Origin of the sequence: Pectobacterium sp. HCp5_1 (genome assembly GCF_032905925.1) — a bacterium.
Lineage (GTDB): Bacteria > Pseudomonadota > Gammaproteobacteria > Enterobacterales > Enterobacteriaceae > Pectobacterium > Pectobacterium brasiliense_A.
Genome location: NZ_JAUMIO010000006.1, coordinates 142,467 through 162,496, shown reverse-complemented (window position 1 = coordinate 162,496; position 20,030 = coordinate 142,467). Strand labels below are relative to the sequence as shown.

At 49.2% G+C, this 20,030-nt stretch carries 16 protein-coding genes and 1 tRNA gene; 13 read left to right on the top strand and 4 right to left on the bottom strand.

Annotated features, from left to right (window positions below):
* Nucleotides 1-20: 20 nt before the first annotated feature.
* Complete coding sequence (locus tag Q3A88_RS07075; protein ID WP_110163478.1) at nucleotides 21-650, bottom strand: DUF2589 domain-containing protein; 630 nt, start codon at nucleotides 648-650, stop codon at nucleotides 21-23.
* 324 nt (nucleotides 651-974) lie between these two features.
* Between Q3A88_RS07075 and Q3A88_RS07070 the strand changes: the two genes are divergently transcribed.
* A complete protein-coding gene (locus Q3A88_RS07070) occupies nucleotides 975-4,073 on the top strand; it encodes an amino acid adenylation domain-containing protein (RefSeq protein ID WP_317177651.1) in 3,099 nt (1,032 codons plus the stop codon).
* Between the two features lie 230 nt (nucleotides 4,074-4,303).
* Here Q3A88_RS07070 and Q3A88_RS07065 read toward each other — a convergent pair whose 3' ends face one another.
* From Q3A88_RS07065 to Q3A88_RS07055, 3 genes are read right to left on the bottom strand one after another with little or no spacing between them, the layout of a single operon-like run.
* Entirely contained in the window at nucleotides 4,304-4,735 is a 432-nt protein-coding gene (locus Q3A88_RS07065; protein ID WP_104212546.1) for a hypothetical protein, read from the bottom strand.
* Nucleotides 4,736-4,791: 56 nt separating this feature from the next.
* On the bottom strand, nucleotides 4,792-5,253 hold the full coding sequence (locus tag Q3A88_RS07060) for a lysozyme (protein ID WP_317177650.1): 462 nt from the start codon (nucleotides 5,251-5,253) through the stop codon (nucleotides 4,792-4,794).
* A complete protein-coding gene (locus Q3A88_RS07055; RefSeq protein WP_110163481.1) occupies nucleotides 5,246-5,839 on the bottom strand; it encodes a DUF2589 domain-containing protein in 594 nt (197 codons plus the stop codon). The genes Q3A88_RS07060 and Q3A88_RS07055 overlap by 8 nt, the downstream gene beginning before the upstream one ends.
* 432 nt (nucleotides 5,840-6,271) lie before the next feature.
* Here Q3A88_RS07055 and Q3A88_RS07050 point away from each other — a divergent pair, with 432 nt between their 5' ends.
* The 12 genes from Q3A88_RS07050 (at nucleotide 6,272) to Q3A88_RS07000 (ending at nucleotide 19,503) form a co-directional block, all read left to right on the top strand.
* Nucleotides 6,272-6,886, top strand: a complete 615-nt coding sequence (locus Q3A88_RS07050; protein WP_039282236.1) for a response regulator transcription factor — start codon at nucleotides 6,272-6,274, stop codon at nucleotides 6,884-6,886.
* 310 nt (nucleotides 6,887-7,196) lie between these two features.
* Nucleotides 7,197-7,273 (top strand) — tRNA-Met (locus tag Q3A88_RS07045).
* A gap of 218 nt (nucleotides 7,274-7,491) precedes the next feature.
* Nucleotides 7,492-7,944, top strand: coding sequence for a ribosome maturation factor RimP (gene rimP, locus Q3A88_RS07040; protein ID WP_010279686.1), 453 nt, complete (start codon nucleotides 7,492-7,494; stop codon nucleotides 7,942-7,944).
* Nucleotides 7,945-7,965: 21 nt separating this feature from the next.
* On the top strand, nucleotides 7,966-9,495 hold the full coding sequence (gene nusA, locus Q3A88_RS07035; protein ID WP_010279687.1) for a transcription termination factor NusA: 1,530 nt from the start codon (nucleotides 7,966-7,968) through the stop codon (nucleotides 9,493-9,495).
* A gap of 25 nt (nucleotides 9,496-9,520) precedes the next feature.
* Entirely contained in the window at nucleotides 9,521-12,220 is a 2,700-nt protein-coding gene (gene infB, locus Q3A88_RS07030; protein ID WP_110163482.1) for a translation initiation factor IF-2, read from the top strand.
* Nucleotides 12,221-12,294: 74 nt separating this feature from the next.
* Complete coding sequence (gene rbfA / locus Q3A88_RS07025) at nucleotides 12,295-12,693, top strand: 30S ribosome-binding factor RbfA (RefSeq protein ID WP_010279693.1); 399 nt, start codon at nucleotides 12,295-12,297, stop codon at nucleotides 12,691-12,693.
* Nucleotides 12,693-13,637: a tRNA pseudouridine(55) synthase TruB gene (gene truB / locus Q3A88_RS07020; protein WP_110163483.1), complete on the top strand. Its 945-nt coding sequence runs from the start codon at nucleotides 12,693-12,695 to the stop codon at nucleotides 13,635-13,637. The genes rbfA and truB overlap by 1 nt, the downstream gene beginning before the upstream one ends.
* Before the next feature lie 122 nt (nucleotides 13,638-13,759).
* Entirely contained in the window at nucleotides 13,760-14,029 is a 270-nt protein-coding gene (gene rpsO / locus Q3A88_RS07015) for a 30S ribosomal protein S15 (RefSeq protein ID WP_010279698.1), read from the top strand.
* 249 nt (nucleotides 14,030-14,278) lie between these two features.
* Entirely contained in the window at nucleotides 14,279-16,399 is a 2,121-nt protein-coding gene (pnp, locus tag Q3A88_RS07010; protein WP_039496887.1) for a polyribonucleotide nucleotidyltransferase, read from the top strand.
* Between the two features lie 140 nt (nucleotides 16,400-16,539).
* Nucleotides 16,540-17,424, top strand: a complete 885-nt coding sequence (gene nlpI / locus Q3A88_RS07005; RefSeq protein ID WP_010279700.1) for a lipoprotein NlpI — start codon at nucleotides 16,540-16,542, stop codon at nucleotides 17,422-17,424.
* Nucleotides 17,425-17,528: 104 nt separating this feature from the next.
* On the top strand, nucleotides 17,529-17,606 hold the full coding sequence (gene yrbN / locus Q3A88_RS21890; protein WP_099606227.1) for a protein YrbN: 78 nt from the start codon (nucleotides 17,529-17,531) through the stop codon (nucleotides 17,604-17,606).
* On the top strand, nucleotides 17,599-19,503 hold the full coding sequence (locus tag Q3A88_RS07000; protein WP_110163484.1) for a DEAD/DEAH family ATP-dependent RNA helicase: 1,905 nt from the start codon (nucleotides 17,599-17,601) through the stop codon (nucleotides 19,501-19,503). The genes yrbN and Q3A88_RS07000 overlap by 8 nt, the downstream gene beginning before the upstream one ends.
* The last annotated feature ends 527 nt before the right edge of the window (nucleotides 19,504-20,030 follow it).

Below are 20,030 nucleotides of genomic sequence, written 5' to 3'. Positions count from 1 at the left end.
TGCTGAACAATATGCTTTGATTATGATGACGCTTCTTGTTGCTCCGCAGGTGCTTGTGGTGCGGCGTTTTCCGCTACCTGCGGTGCGCTTTTCTCTGCGGGAATACTGGGTCTGATTGCAGCATCGGTCAGAAAATCGATGACGCGCATGAGCGCTTCAGGCGCGGGTTGACGTTTTACCTGCGTGTGAATGCTGTACTTGGCACGCGTGTCCGTCGCTCGGGTCTGCGCTGACTTGTGTGATACCCGACCGGCCATTTTGACTTTGAATGGCCCCCATCCCAGTGACGCCGCCAGATTGCCGTCTTCTCCGGTATCATCGGATGAAGATTCACTCTGTGTGACTTCAAGCTCGAAATCGATCGTCCCTTCTTCAATAGAAATAATCGGATGGGTAATCGCGGCAATGAGCGGTATGCGCATCGTTTTTGTCACGGCACCTTTTGCGACGCCGCTTTCATCAATAAGCGTTTCGTCGTAGTCGAATTGGATGGCGACCGCTTTATTATTCTGAATGCATACGGATAATAAAAAATCCGTATAGGCTTTGCTGGCTTGAACCTGTGCGTTAATCATTGCTTGTAATGGCCCGCTAATCATATTTTCCAGCGGTAGCGCATTAATAACAGAACCGATAAATTGTGAATCCATCGGAGCCTCCAATTATCTGCGGATAGGGTGTGATGCACTGTCAATAAAAATAGCAAAGGGAAGGGAAAATAATACCCGTCAGGGTACGGGGGGACTTTCGCATTCTGGCATAGTCCTTTTGGGATATAGGCAATACTGTCTTTTATTTGTTAAACCCATACTCAGGCATACGCGTTATTTCATGTGTCTTTCCTGGTATTAGCATGACGAACCCATCATTACGTGTTCTTATTTTTACAGCATTAATTTTTCACCGCGTGAGATACCGGAAGTCGCGTTATAACCATTCCCGAAAAAAGCATCCTTTTACAATATGGAAGGAAAATGATGAAGAATAGAAAAACGGTCTTTGAAATTATCTCTGAATGGTCACTGAAAAGTCCCGATAAAACGGCGGTGGAATTTAATGGCGACAGGCTGAATTATCAACAACTAGAATCTCAGTCGTGCCGTTTGGCAGATTATTTGTTATCACATTATCCAGATAATAAACGGGGCAGAATCGCCGTTTATCTTGAACCTGGTGTGATGATGCCCGTGGTCTTGCTGGCTATTTTAAAAGCAGGACATACCTATGTTCCGCTCTCGCATTTTCATCCGTCAGAAAGAATTATGCAGATCCTTGATGATTCTTCGGCATTTTTACTTATTTCCACGCGAGCGATGTTAAATAAAACGGCTATCGATAAGGTTTTTCCCTCTACGCTGGTAGTAGAGGATATCCATTATCCTGCATCGCCAGTGATGACGCTGCCACCCGTTTGCGAAAACGATCTTGCTTATATTCTCTATACCTCCGGTTCTACAGGGAAACCAAAAGGGGTGGCCATTGAGCACCGGAACCTGAGTTATTACCTGAACTGGTTCAATGAGGATGTGTGGCCAGAGACCCGTGCGACGCTCCCTCTGACATCAACACTCAGCTTTGCCGCTGCCGTGACGCAGCTTTATGCGCCTTTATTACGCGGCGACACCCTGTTTATTTTGCCTGCCGACAGCTTGAATGAGCCGGAGGTTTTATTACGCTGGCATCAGCAACATCCCGACGGCGCCATTTATTGCGTGCCGACCGTTTGGGATGAGCTGTTGCGCTATCAGGCATCTTCTTCTCACGCGTGGGCATTACCTAAAACAGTTTTTCTCTCCGGCGAGCCTGTCTCTTTTGATTTAAAAGAGCGTACGTTCCAGCAGATTCCTGATGTCAGGCTCTTTAATCTGTATGGCCCGACGGAAACGACTGCCAACTGCTCATTTGCTGAATTAAAGCCGGGGAAAAATGTGACGCTCGGTAAGGCACTGCGTGGCAGCGAAATTATGATCGTGGATGAGAGTCTACGTCCCGTGGCTGAAGGGGAAGAAGGGGAAATTTGCGCATTCGGTGAAGGCGTCGCCCGTGGCTATATTAACCGCGATGAATTAACGCAGCAGCGTTTCTTCACCCATGTTCGGGCTGATAAACGCTCTTGGGGGCACCGTACCGGCGATCTAGGGAAAATGACGCCAGAAGGGGAGATCCTGTATCTGGGACGTATCGATCGCCAGATTAAGATTAATGGCATTCGTATCGAGCCTGAAGAAGTTGAAATTGTGTTACGTCAGCATGGCGATATCGACAAGGCGCTGGTGCGGCCGATTCAGGAAAACGGGCGTCAGCGTCTGGTCGCCTATCTGGTGAGCCGTAACCCGTCGCTTGCCACGAACGATCTGCGCCGCTTCTTGCAGGATAAACTGCCGCGAGCGATGCATCCGTCCCACTTTATTATGCTGGAAACCCTGCCCAAATTGCCTAACGGGAAATTGGATGTGAGCCGGCTTCCAGAGCCTTGTCCGCAGCGCCCTGAGTTGGGATATCCGGTTAAAACCGCAGGTAATGAGCTGGAACAGGAACTGATCGATATCTGGCAAGAGGTGCTTGGCTTTCGTGAACTCGGCGCCAACGATAACTTTTTCGATTTAGGGGGCGATTCGCTTCAGGCGATGAAAGCCCGACTACTGATTAGAAAAAGGCTATTTAGTGAAATTGATTACCCGTTATTTTTCAACAACGCGACGCCCCATCTGTTGGCTTTCATCGTCCCTTACTATGTGAACGATGACGAGCCAGCGTTTAACGAGAACAACGCGGATATCGAGGCACTCTCCCCCTCATCGCAGCAGCGTTATTTTCTGACGCTGGATCAGATCAGTCCGGAGCCGTCGGCCTATCAATTGGCTTTCCGTCTGACGATAAAGGGCCCACTGGATGAGTCTGCCGTGGAGTGGAGTATTCGGCGTATTCTGGAAGGTAATCCGGTGCTGCGAACCCGCTTCGATCTGGATCGGCTACAGTGCCTTGAAGGGGATTATCCGATCGAGGCGATCCCGATTGAACGGCTGACGGCGTTCTCTCCCGATGGGGGAAAGAATACACTGAGTGACCGACGGCTGCTGGAGCTGATCAGTACGCCGGAAATGGATGTAGAACACTCGCCGCTCATCTGTTTTCATCTGATTTCGCTGACAACGCAACGGCATATTCTGCTGGGACGTGTACACCATACGGTATTCGATCATGATGCTATTGGGTTGTTCTTCCATCAGTTCGTTGATTACGTCCGTGCTTATAGCGCCGGCGATCGCAGCTATCGAATAGGCAGTGAAGAGCGCTATCTGCGCTATCGGCAGCAGCAACGGTGCACCAAAGATCAATGCTATCTGAGAGAGCGGCAGTTCTGGCTGGATAAGATGGAGGATTACCTGGCAGCAGGAGCCGATGCGACGGCATTCCCGCTCAGTGACAGCCTGGACGGAGAAAATTATTGGTGCATTTTGTCAGATACGCTGACGCAGGCGATAAAGCACTATGCCCAACAGCATCGCACGACGCCGTTTGTTTGCATGCTGACCGCTTTTACCCAGCTGCTCAAAACGACAAACTATCGCCATGTTCCCATCGGTATTCCGGTGTCGAACCGTATGTTGACGGAAAACGCCACCACAATAGGCTGTTTCGTTAACATGGTGGCTTACTACGATGATGCGCCGGCTCAGGAATCCTTCCACACGCTTTTGATCCGCAGCCAGAATAAGATCCATGCGATTTTGGACAATCAGACGTTGCCTTATGATGTGTTAATGGCCGATGTCCGGGCTAAAGGATGGTCTGATAAGCTGCGTTTTCCTGTGAGTTTTAACTATCTGACGGCCATGCCGCCAGCCGTACAGATCAATGAAACTGCCTATCAGATTACGGATATTGCTAATCATCAGGCTCGGCTGGATTTAACGCTCTCTGTTTATGACGATGAGGCTCTGGCGCTGTGTTTTAATTATCAGCAGGCGGCTTTTAACGCGGAAGAGATTGCTGCGCTGTCCCATCAGTACCACCAAATTCTGCTGGATGTCGTACAGCCAAATACGGCTCTCTTGTGCAGTAACCTGTAGAGAACGCTAACGAAGGTGTCCCGAATTGAGACACCTTCGTTGAGGAACCCCGCATATAGGATTGGCTTTATTGGCAAGGCATTGACTGGGGGGATGAACATGTCAGAAAAGGGAAAGCAGTAGCAGAAAGGCAACGAGGTGCCTTTCTGCCATACGGGCGATGTGCGGTTGAAAGCCCTTATTCTTAAGAACATTTGCTCTCAAGAGCATTGACCTTTAAGAACAATCTCTTAAGGGTCTGATGGGGTTTTGTCATCGGGCGTTTTTTTCTGGGCCTCATTAATCAAATGAACGCCTTTCCTGGCCTGTTTTATTTCCGATGCGACATCCAGAATATCGTTATTCTCTCGATAGCTGAAGAAATTTGCCAGCAGCGTAACCAGCCCTACGCTAATAGCGCCAACCAGATAGCCTAATCCTATTGCGTTCTCCATTTTACTAATATTAACGTGCAGCAATTCGGCGATAATCCCTACCAGTGAGAAGGCAGCTGAAATGCTGATGATGATAATGATTAATGCGGCAATGAACTTGTCGTAATTATTCAGTTTCTGCGGTCGCCAAAAAAAGGAAATACTGAGGCCGCCGAATAGTCCTGCAACTGATGCAATAATATCACTGATCAGAATGTCATAAATGATAGGGAGTTGTGATGTATCCATAATATATCCACGATGATTTACTCTGTGAAATAGCGTTTTTTAACTTCTGTTGACTATTAATTTGGTGTGATGGCTTGTAGGAAAAGGACTTTCTCTGCTTCTCTACGGCGAAGGAGTCCTTCCACGACTTGCTCACCATCTTTGTCCCAGCGTGGAAATTGATCGGCTGCGCCGGCATAGTCACCTTGGTTAAGCAGGCGTAATAATGTCGACGTCTTCAGACTATTGACTCCCAGGTTATAGGTAAATGATGTTAATGCACCAAATTGATTTCCGTTGAGATCAACGTTCACATAATGCTGAACACCCGTTTCCGCCGTTTTTAAGTCCTGCCGTAACAATAAATCCGCTTCCTGGAGGGTAATTCCATTATCAAAGTTTTCATTCGGCAGTATTAAATGTCCATATCCAATCGTCCATTTACCTGCGGTGTCACGATACTTTGTTAATTTCAGACCTTCAAAACTCTTAATCAGAGAGAGACCCGCTTCATTGATCGTGTCTGGAATATTAGCCATTGTTTTTTTCCTCTTGCGTTATTCGGGGGAGAACGAGATTGGTGTATTCATCAATTAACCGCATGATACTTTCTGGAGGATCCAGCGCAGTGAATTGCATTTCTATATCGACGTGCTGACTATTTCTGCCTTTTTTGTTTTTGCCTGAAGGCGACATGCTGACGTGAAAATTAGTGATGTTATGATCGTCTAAAGATGAGGTGATTTTGTCCTGGCTGACCGCATCGGTTCTCACTGTCATTCGCACTTTCATTTTTTCCAGCATCAACCCCCTTGGCGTAGAAAGCGCAACCAGTGGCAGCTCGACGTGGTGCCGGGGATCGAGTTGAATCGCAACCGTCTTTGGGGTTAACACGCCATCAGCGTCACGTTCAAAAAAAGGTTCGAGAGTCTGTTGATATTGATGAGCGATAAATTGATTGGCGGCGGTGGCAGCATGCTGCATACCGCGAGCAATGTCTGCTAGCGTCATTGCCTTTGATGACGCCATGTTATCGTTCTGTGTGACATGGGGATTTTTCCCTTGGACATTATCACCCTTGTCTGTTTTTTTATTTTCCCCCGTTATCCAGCTCTTAAATGACATACGTTCTCCTTATCTTATTCTTCAGGCAATAGACATGAATAGCCTGGGGTTAAATAAATGATAATTTGAGAAAACGTTAACAGATAATAAGGGTGGTGCGTATCAGTCATTGTGTTAGAAATATAATGTAATATGACATAGGCCATATCCCTCTCTTTTATTTTTTCTGTTTTAAATTGGCAATAAATATTTAGTGTGTTTATGAAATCATTACGCTCTTAGATGTTATTTTGAGATAATCTTTCATTGCTAATGATATTCCTCTTTGAGGGTTTTTGACTGAGGTTATCATGTCAGTATGTTCGAATAAATATAGACGTGTCTATAAGGTAAACGGCATATGCCAAATGGCGTGACATCATATCTTTCAAGATAGGCTAAAACTTCTTAGAGGGCATTTTTAATAAAATAAAGGTAAATGGAGATTGCACAGTGAATGTTGTTATTATTGACAAATCCCCTATTTTCATTCAGGGGTTATCTGTTGGGCTGAATGATTTTATGCACAATGCCAATATTGTTGGCGTAAAAGACATTGACGATGTATGGCCTTTCCTTGAGGAGATGAACAACGCTTTTATTTTACTCAATTGTAATAAAGAAAGTGGCGAGTACAGTTCTTTCCTGGAAGCACTGCATGAGAAATATATTAACGTCAGTGTGATTATTATGGTTGATGCGATTGAAAGACATATTTTGAATAACTATCTGAAACACCATGTGATGGGCGTCATTCTTAAAACATCGCCAGTTGATTCTATTGCTCAGGCATTAAAAACGGTGTCGATGGGTATGGTCTGTTTGCCGGATGATGGGGTGATCTATGAGGGGTGGAGTGTCGATAACAGTGTAAAAGGCAAACTCAGTGAAAGGCAGCATGAGGTTCTGCAACTGATTGCGTCAGGGGCTTCTAATAAACAAATCAGTCGAACATTAAACATCAGTGCAGGCACCGTGAAGTCACACCTGGAGTCGATTTTCAGGCGGCTTAATGTGCGTAACAGAACACAAGCTGCGATCGTACTATTAGAAGAAGAACGAAGATAAGTTTTATCCTATTATATTATTCAGTTATTGTTTGATTTTTAAGCATCAGGGAATCCCCCACAGCGTCACCTCTTTCCGCTATTTCTGGCGTCCGTGCCTTTTTGCAACGGTTGGCCCGCTTTGCAGCTAGCGTGACGACACAAGATCTGCTTCCTACAGTGGAATGCCCATCATCGCGATGGCCGCTTCTACGCCCTTTATGGTTCTTGACAAAAAAGCGTATTACACGTATAAAAATCGCCTTCGAACCAATCCTATGGATGACTTGCATTTATGCAGTTGTCAGCGTAGTATTTGCCACGATTTCGGACGCGGGGTGGAGCAGCTTGGTAGCTCGTCGGGCTCATAACCCGAAGGTCGTCGGTTCAAATCCGGCCCCCGCAACCACTTAACTTCCAGTAAAGTGTTTTTTCAAATACGTTCTTCACTCAATTTCTATCTCTTTTTGCAGTGATTTTTGAAAAAATCCTTCACCGAAAGTTATGCCGCGCTGGTTAGCGGTATTAGGGTCCAGTTGCATAAAGCCCCGATTTTTCGGGGTTTTTTGTTATTTGGCAACAAACAACTGGGCTATTAGGCCCTTTTTTTATGTCTTGGGGGTGGACTTGTCCACATTAGAGCAAAAATTAACAGAGATGATTTCAGCACCTGTTGCCGCGTTAGGCTACGAATTGGTTGGGATTGAGTTCATCCGCAGTCGCCAATCGACGCTGCGTATCTATATTGATAGTGAAGATGGGATCACTGTTGATGATTGTGCTGATGTCAGCCACCAGGTCAGTGCGGTATTGGACGTAGAAGATCCAATCACTGTCGCCTATAACCTGGAGGTGTCGTCTCCAGGGCTTGAGCGTCCCTTATTCACGGCAGCACATTATCTGCATTTCGTCGGTGAAGAAGTCACAGTGGTGCTGCGTATGGCAGTCCAGAATCGCCGTAAATGGTTGGGTGTGATCAAAGCTGTTGACGGCGAAATGATCACCATAACAGTGGAAGGCAAAGATGAAGTATTCGCGCTGAGCAACATTCAGAAAGCGAATCTTGTACCCCACTTTTAAAGTTTGGATGAGGCAACTAGGATGAACAAAGAGATTCTGGCTGTTGTTGAAGCAGTTTCCAATGAGAAAGCCCTTCCGCGCGAGAAGATTTTTGAAGCGCTGGAAACCGCACTGGCGACAGCGACCAAGAAAAAATATGAGCAGGAAATTGATGTCCGCGTCAGTATCGATCGCAAAACGGGCGATTTTGATACCTTCCGTCGTTGGTTAGTGGTGAATGAAGTCACTCAGCCAACCCGCGAAATTACGCTTGAAGCGGCACAGTTTGAAGATCCTGCTCTTGATGTCGGCGGTTACGTTGAAGATCAAATCGAATCCGTAACGTTTGACCGCATTACGACGCAAACGGCAAAACAGGTTATCGTACAGAAAGTTCGTGAAGCAGAACGTGCGATGGTTGTTGATCAGTTCCGTGAGCAAGAAGGCGAGATTATCACCGGTGTCGTGAAGAAGGTGAACCGTGATAATATTTCGCTTGAAGTCAGACCAATCGATGGCTCTAACACCAGTGCAGAAGCGGTAATTGGCCGTGAAGATATGCTGCCTCGTGAAAATTTCCGCCCTGGCGACCGTATTCGTGGCGTGCTGTACTCTGTTCGTCCTGAAGCTCGCGGTGCTCAACTGTTTGTCAGCCGTTCCCGTCCGGAAATGCTGGTTGAACTCTTCCGCATTGAAGTGCCAGAAATCGGTGAAGAAGTTATCGAGATTAAGGCAGCGGCCCGCGATCCGGGTTCACGTGCAAAAATTGCAGTGAAGACGAATGACAAACGTATCGATCCCGTCGGTGCTTGTGTCGGTATGCGCGGTGCACGTGTGCAGGCTGTTTCCAGCGAGCTGGGCGGCGAGCGTATTGATATCATTCTGTGGGATGATAATCCTGCGCAGTTTGTCATCAATGCCATGGCACCTGCCGATGTGGTATCGATCGTGGTTGATGAAGATACTTGCACGATGGATATCGCTGTTGAGTCGAGCAATCTGGCTCAGGCGATTGGTCGAAACGGGCAGAACGTACGTTTGGCTTCCCAACTGTTGAAACAGCATCGTTCAGACGATCGTTGGGAACTGAACGTGATGACAGTGGAAGATCTTCAAGCCAAGCATCAGGCTGAAGCACATGCTGCAATCGACGTCTTTACCAAGCACCTTGATATTGATGACGAGTTTGCCACCGTGCTGGTTGAAGAAGGTTTCTCCTCCCTTGAAGAACTGGCTTACGTGCCAATCAAGGAACTGTTGGCCATCGAAGGCCTTGATGAAGAAACCGTTGAAGCATTGCGTGAGCGTGCGAAAGCCGCATTAACAACGCTGGCACTGGCGCATGAAGAAAGCCGAGGTGACGGTCAACCTGCTGAAGACTTGCTTGGCTTGCCTGGGCTGTCGCGTGAGTTGGCATTCAAGCTTGCTGCGATCGGTGTTTGTACGCTGGAAGATCTTGCTGAACAGGGTGTTGACGACCTGACAGATATTGAAGAGCTCAATGATGAGCAAGCGGGCGAATTGATTATGGCCGCACGTAATATCTGTTGGTTTGGCGACGACAACGAATAACGAACTGTAGCAGGAAAGGAACAGCATGACAGATGTAACCGTAAAATCGTTAGCCGCAGAGATTCAGACTCCGGTTGACCGCCTGATACAGCAGTTTGCTGATGCGGGAATGACCAAGTCTGCATCAGACTCTGTGACCCAGCATGAAAAAGAAACATTATTGGCGCATCTGAACCGCGATCGCGGTAATGCGCCGAGTAAATTGACGCTGCAACGCAAAACGCGCAGCACGTTAAATATCCCTAGCACTGGCGGAAAAAGTAAGTCGGTGCAGATCGAAGTCCGCAAGACACGCACTTATGTAAAACGCGATCCGATTGATGCCCAACAGGCTGAAGAGGAAGAGCAGGCACGGCGTGAAGCGGAAGAACAGGCACAACGTGCCGCTGAAGAGCAGGCTAAGCGCGAGGCTGATCTGCGCGAAGCTGCTGAGAAAGCGAAGCGTGCTGCCGACGAGCAAGCCAAACGTGAGGCCGCTGAAAAAGCTAAGCGTGATGTAGCGGAAAAAGAAAAAGTGACGAACCAACAAAACGAAAATATGACCAAGCCGGCTCAGTCTGAGAAAGCGAAACGTGAAGCGGAAGCTGCCGAACTTAAGCGTAAAGCAGAAGAAACTGCACGTCTTAAGGTTGAAGAAGAAGCGCGTCGTATTGCTGAAGAAGCTCGCCGTATGGCTGAAGAAAATGCCGGGCGTTGGGAAGCGGAAAGCGCTAAACCTGAAGAATCTGCCGATTATCATGTGACGACCTCTCATCATGCCCGCGAAGCGGAAGATGAAAACGACCGTCAGGTTGAAGGCGAGCGCCGTACCCGTACTCGCGCAGCCAAAGTCACCAAGCAGAAGAAAGGTAATCGCCAGTCTGAGTCCAAGGCTGACCGTGAAGAAGCGCGTGCTGTTACCCGTGGTGGTAAAGGTAAACGTAAGCCAAGTACACTGCAGCAGAGCTTCAATAAGCCCGCTCAGGCAGTGAACCGTGATGTGATCATCGGCGAAACGGTTACCGTTGCTGAACTGGCTAACAAAATGGCGGTTAAAGGCTCTCAGGTCATCAAAACGATGATGAAACTGGGTGCAATGGCAACCATCAACCAGGTCATCGACCAGGAAACCGCGCAACTCGTCGCGGAAGAGATGGGCCATAAAGTTATCCTGCGTCGTGAAAACGAGCTGGAAGAGGCGGTAATGAGCGACCGTGATACGGGTGTTGCGGCTGAATCCCGCGCGCCAGTCGTGACCATCATGGGCCACGTTGACCACGGTAAAACCTCACTGCTTGACTATATTCGTTCAACCAAAGTAGCAGCAGGTGAAGCGGGTGGGATTACCCAGCACATCGGTGCTTACCACGTTGAAACCGACAACGGTATGATCACGTTCCTGGATACGCCGGGACACGCCGCGTTTACCGCAATGCGTGCTCGTGGTGCTCAGGCAACGGATATCGTGGTACTGGTTGTCGCTGCGGATGATGGCGTGATGCCTCAGACCATCGAAGCTATCCAGCATGCGAAAGCGGCTCAGGTTCCGGTTGTTGTTGCAGTCAACAAAATCGATAAACCTGACTCTGATCCAGATCGTGTGAAAACTGAACTGTCTCAGTACGGCATCATGCCGGAAGAGTGGGGCGGCGAATCTCAGTTTGTTCACGTATCTGCTAAAGCCGGTACTGGTATCGACGAACTGCTGGATGCGATTCTGTTGCAGGCCGAAGTTCTGGAACTGAAAGCGGTCCGTAGCGGCATGGCGAACGGTGTCGTGATCGAATCCTTCTTGGATAAAGGTCGTGGCCCGGTTGCAACTGTACTGGTACGTGAAGGTACGCTGAATAAAGGCGATATCGTTCTGTGCGGCTTCGAATATGGCCGTGTTCGTGCGATGCGTGATGAATTAGGTCGTGAAATTACGTCTGCGGGTCCTTCTATTCCTGTAGAAATTCTCGGTATGTCTGGTGTACCTGCCGCAGGTGACGAAGCGACAGTTGTTCGTGACGAGAAGAAAGCGCGTGAAGTGGCCTTGTATCGTCAGGGTAAATTCCGTGAAGTTAAACTGGCTCGTCAGCAGAAATCTAAACTGGAAAACATGTTTGCCAACATGACAGAAGGTGAAGTTTCTGAGCTGAACATCGTTCTGAAATCTGACGTTCAGGGTTCTTGTGAAGCGATTTCCGATTCACTGCAGAAACTGTCTACTGATGAAGTGAAAGTGAAGATCGTCGGTTCCGGTGTGGGCGGTATCACAGAAACGGACGCCACGCTGGCAGCAGCATCGAATGCGATTATCCTTGGCTTTAACGTTCGTGCAGATGCATCAGCTCGCCGCGTAGTAGAAGCGGAAAGTCTGGATCTGCGTTATTACTCCGTCATCTATGATTTGATCGACGAAGTGAAACAGGCGATGAGCGGTATGCTGGCGCCTGAATATAAGCAAGAGATCATCGGTTTGGCTGAAGTGCGTGATGTCTTTAAATCACCGAAATTTGGTGCTGTCGCCGGTTGTATGGTGACTGAGGGTATCGTTAAGCGTCATAACAAGATCCGTGTACTGCGTGACAACGTGGTGATCTATGAAGGCGAACTGGAATCTCTGCGCCGCTTCAAAGATGACGTTAACGAAGTCCGTAACGGCATGGAATGTGGTATCGCTGTGAAGAACTACAACGACGTTCGCCCTGGCGATATGATCGAAGTCTTTGAAACGATTGAGATCAAACGTACGATCGCGTAATCCGTTTTCAGCGACGACGTAAGTGATTCGTAAGGGGGGCCTAGTGCCCCCCGATTTTTACTGGAGAATTTATCATGGCAAAAGAATTCAGCCGCACCCAGCGCGTTGCGCAGGAAATGCAAAAAGAAATCGCCATTATCATTCAGCGTGAAGTGAAAGATCCGCGTATCGGCATGGCGACCGTATCCGGTGTGGAAGTGTCTCGCGATCTGGCGTATGCCAAGGTTTTTGTGACCTTCCTGAATGATAACGAACCAGAGCAAGTTCAAACGGCAATCAAAGCACTGCAGGATGCGTCTGGTTTTATCCGTACCCTGGTTGGCAAAGCAATGCGCCTGCGTGTTGTCCCAGCACTGACATTTTCCTACGACAACTCGTTGGTTGAAGGGATGAGAATGTCCAATCTGGTGACCAATGTGATCAAAAACGATACGGAACGTCGTTCTGTTACGGGCGAAGATCAGGAGGATTAATGAGTCGTCCTCGTCGCCGTGGCCGTGATATACACGGCGTATTGCTATTAGATAAGCCGCAGGGCGTGTCGTCTAATGATGTTTTGCAGAAGGTAAAACGGATTTTTAACGCCAACAGAGCGGGCCATACGGGGGCGTTGGATCCATTAGCCACCGGTATGTTGCCGATTTGCCTTGGGGAAGCGACGAAATTTTCCCAGTATCTGCTGGATTCTGATAAACGCTACCGTGTTATTGCCCGACTTGGGCAACGGACTGACACCTCTGATGCCGATGGCAACGTGATTGAAGAGCGTGCGATTGGTTTTTCTGCTACCGATCTGGAGCAGGCGCTGGAAGGCTTTCGTGGTACCACGCAGCAAGTGCCGTCCATGTACTCGGCGCTGAAATATCAGGGGCGTAAGCTGTATGAGTATGCGCGTCAGGGTCTGACGGTTCCACGTGAAGCGCGTGAAATCACCGTGTACGAACTGCAGTTCATTCGCTGGGAAGGTGATGAGCTAGAACTGGAGATTCACTGCTCGAAAGGCACATACATCCGCACCATTATTGACGATTTGGGCGAAAAGTTGGGCTGTGGCGCGCATGTGATTTACCTGCGTCGTTTACAGGTTGCCACTTATCCTACCGAAAGAATGGTGACGCTGGAGCAGCTAGCGGCTTTGTCCGAGCAGGCTCAAACACAAGAGCTCCCACTTTCGAAGAGTCTCGATCCGCTGCTTATGCCGATGGAAAGCCCAGTCATTGATTTTCCTGAGGTGAATCTGACGCCGGTTGTCGCGGGTTATTTGAAGCTGGGGCAAGCGGTTCAGGCAGCGAATGTGCCCTCGAACGGCATGGTGAGAATCACCGAAGGTGACGAACACAAATTTATCGGAATGGGCGAAATCGATAGCGATGGCCGTGTTGCGCCGCGTCGTCTGGTTGTTGAGTTTCCGGTGTAAACCCGCCTGTTGCTGCCTTGCTATCGCAGAACGCTGAGGGTAGAATAGCGCGGCTTGACTATTGGGTGGCTGAATTAGAGATCGGCGCCTGTTTTTTTATCTATAATGTTTGGAGTATTACAATGTCTCTAAGTGTTGAAGCTAAAGCTAAAATCGTAGCAGACTTCGGTCGTGGCACTAACGATAGTGGTTCTACTGAAGTTCAGGTTGCTTTGCTGACTGCGCAGATCAACCATCTGCAAGGCCACTTTTCTGAGCACAAAAAAGATCACCACAGCCGTCGTGGTCTGCTGCGTATGGTTTCTCAGCGTCGTAAGCTGCTGGACTACCTGAAGCGTAAAGATGTAGCACGTTACACCAGCCTGATCGAGCGTCTGGGTCTGCGTCGCTAAGTCTTCTGAGTTTCAGTGGGAAGGGGCCTCTTTTGGCCCCTTTCTTCTAGGAAGCGTTAGCAAAACAGAGTAGTGTATTGTTGTTAATATGATCTTTCATTACAGAGGTTCGCGCGGCTAATGAGAGGCTTTATCTGCATAAGCAAGATAAGGGTTGTCATTAGTCGTGAGGATGTAGTGTAAAGGTCGGGAGTTCACTGGCGCGTTTATCTTGAATACGTGTAGCGCGCCCCAGCTAAGGATATTATTTTGCTGAATCCGATCGTCCGTAAGTTCCAATATGGTCAGCATACCGTCACGTTAGAGACCGGTATGATGGCACGCCAGGCTACCGCCGCTGTGATGGTAAGCATGGATGACACCGCAGTATTCGTTACTGTGGTCGGCGCGAAAAACGCCAAACCCGGCCAAAGTTTCTTCCCATTAACGGTTAACTATCAGGAGCGTACTTACGCTGCTGGGCGTTTCCCTGGTGGTTTCTTCCGTCGTGAAGGCCGTCCAAGCGAAGGTGAAACGCTGATTTCTCGCTTGATCGACCGCCCAATCCGCCCTCTGTTCCCAGAAGGTTTCCTGAATGAAGTTCAGGTGATTGCGACGGTCGTTTCTGTTAACCCACAGGTTAGCCCTGACATCGTTGCCATGATTGGTGCCTCTGCGGCGTTGAGCCTGTCTGGTATTCCATTCGGCGGCCCTATCGGTGCTGCGCGCGTCGGCTACCTGAACGATCAGTATGTCCTGAACCCAACGATGGATGAGCTGAAAGAAAGCCGTTTGGATCTGGTGGTTGCAGGTACGGAAGGCGCGGTTCTGATGGTGGAATCCGAAGCCGACATTCTGAGTGAAGATCAGATGCTGGGTGCTGTGGTATTTGGTCACGAGCAACAGCAGATCGTTATCCAGAACATCAACGCTCTGGTTGCTGAAGCAGGCAAACCGAAGTGGGAATGGCATGCGCCAGAAGTTAACGTTTCTTTAGAGCAGCGTGTACAGGCTTTGTCTGAAGCACGTCTGGGTGACGCTTACCGCATCACTGAAAAACAAGAGCGTTATGCACAAGTTGACGTCATCAAAGCTGATGTTGTTGCTGCTCTGCAAGCCGAAGACGAAACGCTGAATGCGGGCGATATCCAGGAAATTCTGGGTAACGTTGAGAAAAATGTCGTACGTAGCCGCGTGCTGGCTGGCGAACCGCGTATCGATGGCCGTGAAAAAGACATGATTCGTGGTCTGGATGTACGTACTGGCGTGCTGCCGCGTACCCACGGTTCCGCACTGTTCACCCGTGGTGAAACGCAGGCGTTGGTCACTGCAACGTTGGGGACTGAGCGTGACGCGCAGAATATTGACGAACTGACCGGTGAACGTACCGATCGCTTCCTGCTGCACTACAACTTCCCTCCGTACTCTGTCGGTGAAACCGGTATGGTCGGTTCGCCTAAGCGTCGTGAGATCGGTCACGGTCGTCTGGCTAAGCGTGGCGTGTTGGCCGTTATGCCGAAGGCGAACGAATTCCCGTACACTGTGCGTGTGGTGTCTGAAATCACGGAATCCAACGGTTCTTCTTCCATGGCGTCTGTCTGTGGTGCTTCTCTGGCACTGATGGATGCGGGCGTGCCAATCAAATCAGCCGTTGCGGGTATCGCGATGGGTCTGGTGAAAGAAGGCGACAATTTTGTTGTTCTGTCTGACATTCTGGGTGACGAAGACCACCTGGGAGATATGGACTTCAAAGTGGCTGGTAGCCGTGAAGGTATCACCGCGCTGCAGATGGATATCAAGATCGAAGGGATTACCCGTGAGATCATGCAGGTTGCTTTGAATCAGGCCAAAGGTGCACGTTTGCACATTCTGGGCGTGATGGAGCAGGCGATCAGCACGCCACGTGGCGATATCTCTGAATTCGCACCGCGTATTCACACCATCAAGATCAGTACCGATAAGATTAAAGACGTGATCGGTAAAGGTGGTTCTGTGATTCGTGCGCTGACGGAAGAAACCGGCACGACTATTGAAATTGAAGACGATGGTACTGTGAAGATCGCTTCAACCGACGGCGAAAAAGCGAAACACGCGATTCGTCGCATTGAAGAGATCACTGCCGAAATCGAAGTCGGCCGCGTGTATCAGGGTAAAGTTACCCGCATCGTTGATTTTGGTGCTTTCGTCGCTATTGGCGGCGGCAAAGAAGGCCTGGTGCATATTTCTCAGATCGCCGATAAGCGCGTAGAGAAAGTGACTGACTACCTGCAAATGGGTCAGGAAGTGCCGGTCAAGGTTCTGGAAGTTGATCGCCAGGGCCGCGTGCGCTTAAGCATCAAAGAAGCAACTGCGCAAACTCAGGAAGCTGCAGCACCGTCTTCTGAGGAATAACGACTGTTAGATAACGGTCTTATGGCACCTTGCCTGATTATCATGGCAAGGTGCTGCGTGTATCGTAAGGGAATGGATGACCTTGCGTTGAGCGGTCCGGGACAGGATGTTCATCCAATGTTTGTCTTCGGGAGTGGGAAATGAAGCCTTTCTTGCGCTGGTGTTATGTTGCAACAGCACTCATGCTGGCAGGATGCAGCAACACGGATTGGCGTAAAGACGCAGTATTGGCGATTCCGTTACAGCCTACTTTGCAGCAGGAAGTGATCCTGGCACGCATGGAACAAATCCTTGCAAGCCGGGCATTAACCGATGATGAGCGAGCACAGCTATTATATGAGCGCGGAGTGCTGTATGATAGTCTCGGGTTACGGGCATTGGCGCGGAATGATTTTTCACAAGCGCTGACGATCCGCCCTGATATTCCAGAAGTTTTTAACTATTTGGGTATCTATTTAACGCAGGCAGGCAATTTTGATGCTGCCTATGAAGCGTTTGATTCTGTACTAGAGCTTGATCCAACTTACAATTACGCGCGTTTAAACCGGGGCATCGCTTTGTATTATGGCGGTCGCTACCTGTTAGCGCAGGATGATCTGCTGGCGTTTTATCGAGACGATCCGAATGATCCTTTCCGTTCGTTGTGGCTGTATCTTGTGGAGCGAGAAATCAATCCAGAGACGGCCAAAATTGCGTTGAAGAAACGCTATGACGACGCCAAGAAAGGGCCTTGGGGATGGAATATTGTCGAATTCTATCTGGGCAGTATCAGTGAAAAAACACTGATGCAGCGTTTACAGGTAGAAGCTACGGATAACACTTCGCTCGCTGAGCATCTCAGTGAAACTGACTTCTATTTAGGTAAGCACTACCTAAGTCTGGGGGACAAGAACACCGCCTTGGCGCTGTTCAAGCTGACGGTTGCCAACAACGTTCATAACTTTGTTGAGCACCGCTATGCATTGTTGGAATTGGCGCTATTAGGCCAAGAGCAAGACGACCTATCAGGATCGGACCAGCAATAGCTGACGAACACTTAATCAGCCTGAAAAACTTCGGTTATCACCTTCACGGGTGAGGGCTTTTTTGTTCGCTTTTTAATCCAATTTGAGCCGGTTCACACTTTTCAATGAAAATGACTGAAAATTTTCACGACGAGTTATGTAGACTGGCCGCCATGTTTAATGAGGCACGTGTACATGACTGATTTAGTAACTTCTTTTGCCGATTTAGGGCTGAACACCTCTATCCTTAATGCCCTGACTGATTTGGGCTATGAAAAACCGTCTCCGATTCAGGCGGAATGTATTCCTCACCTGCTGAACGGTCGCGATGTGCTGGGTATGGCACAGACCGGTAGCGGTAAAACAGCAGCGTTCTCTCTGCCATTACTGAACAATCTGAAACCTGAACTTAAAGCACCACAGATTCTGGTGCTGGCACCGACCCGCGAGCTGGCGGTGCAGGTAGCAGAGGCCTGCAATGATTTCTCCAAACATATGCACGGCGTGAATGTCGTCGCACTGTACGGCGGCCAGCGCTATGACGTGCAACTGCGCGCTTTGCGTGGTGGTGCACAGATCGTTGTAGGTACGCCGGGCCGTCTGCTGGATCACCTGAAACGCGGTACGCTGGATCTGTCCAACCTGAGTGGTTTGGTGCTGGACGAAGCTGATGAAATGCTGCGTATGGGCTTCATCGAAGATGTTGAAAACATCATGGCTCAGATCCCTGCTGAACATCAGACTGCGCTGTTCTCTGCGACCATGCCTGAAGCGATTCGCCGCATTACGCGCCGTTTCATGAAAGATCCGCAAGAAGTTCGCATTCAATCAAGCATTACTACGCGCCCAGACATCAGCCAGAGCTACTGGACGGTGCAGGGTATGCGTAAAAATGAAGCGCTGGTACGTTTCCTGGAAGCGGAAGATTTTGATGCGGCGATTATTTTCGTTCGTACCAAAAACGCGACGCTGGAAGTGGCCGAAGCCTTGGAGCGTAGCGGTTACAACAGCGCCGCGCTGAACGGTGACATGAATCAGGCGCTGCGTGAGCAAACGCTGGAGCGTCTGAAAGATGGTCGTCTGGATATCCTGATCGCGACCGACGTTGCGGCGCGTGGTCTGGACGTTGAGCGTATCAGTCTGGTAGTGAACTACGATATCCCGATGGATGCCGAGTCTTACGTCCACCGTATTGGTCGTACCGGTCGTGCAGGTCGTGCGGGCCGCGCTCTGCTGTTCGTCGAAAATCGTGAACGCCGCCTGCTGCGCAACGTTGAACGCACAATGAAGCTGACCATTCCTGAAGTGGAATTGCCAAATGCAGAATTGCTGGGTCAACGCCGTCTGGCTAAATTCGCCGCTAAAGTACAGCAACAGCTGGAAAGCAGCGATCTGGACATGTACCGTGCACTGCTGACAAAACTGCAACCGCAGGAAGAGCTGGATGTCGAAACGCTGGCTGCTGCGCTGCTGAAAATGGCGCAGGGTGAACGTCCTCTGATTCTGCCACCCGATCCGGTATTCCGTCCTCGTCGCGAATTCCGCGATCGTGATGAGTCTCGCAGTGATTCACGTGGCGATCGTCGTCGTGATCCTCGCGATTCTCGTGACAGCCGTGACGGTGACCGTCCACAACGTCGTGAGCGTCGTGATGCTGGCGAGATGGAACTGTATCGCATTGAAGTGGGTCGTGATGACGGCGTTGAAGTTCGCCACATTGTTGGTGCCATTGCCAACGAAGGTGACATCAGCAGCCGCTACATCGGTAACATCAAGTTGTTCGCGTCTCACTCGACGATTGAACTGCCGAAAGGTATGCCGGGCGATCTGTTATCACATTTCACCCGTACGCGTATTCTGAACAAACCAATGAATATGCAACTGATGGGTGATGCAGTTGCACAGCCAGAACGTCGTGGCGGTGGTCGTCCTGGTGGCGAACGTCGTGATGGCGCAGCACCACGCCGCTCTTTCGGCGGTGGCGAACGCCGTGAAGGTAACGGTAACGGCGGTGAGCGTCGTGAGCGTTCTTTCAACCGTGATAACCGTGACGGCGCTTCACGCGCTCCACGTCGTCGTCCTGCTGACGCGGGTCAATAAAACTAACATTGAGTAATGAGCGTATTGGGTTACGGTTTAGGGCGAGATTAAATACTTCGCTTCAAATAACGAAATAGTGCTTTACGCAACATTTATTTTTGTATTTTATTATAATAAGCGGCCCATCGATGATGATGGGCCGATTATTGTTATGACTCAGCATCCTATCTTAATTTTATCTTAAGGAAGAATTCACTCCGAAGTGCACATTAAGTCACCATTCTCAATACCTCGAACACTTTCGACGGCTGTATGAACTCAATATACTTACGTAGCACTACGGTTCAGTCACTCTGATAGCGTTTTAACTCTTCTTTCGACACCGTTCTCAGGGTAAACTGCTTTAGCTGTCTATAATTCATGTTACTCGCGCGTCTTCGGTAGGAAGAATGAGATAACTTATCGGCATCTTCACTCCCAGTCAGTCCAAACCGAGTGTTACATTTATTATCTGTATTTATTAGGTTCTAAACGGATAATACTGATATTTGGCGCTGCATAAAAAATAACAACGTTGTGTGGAATTA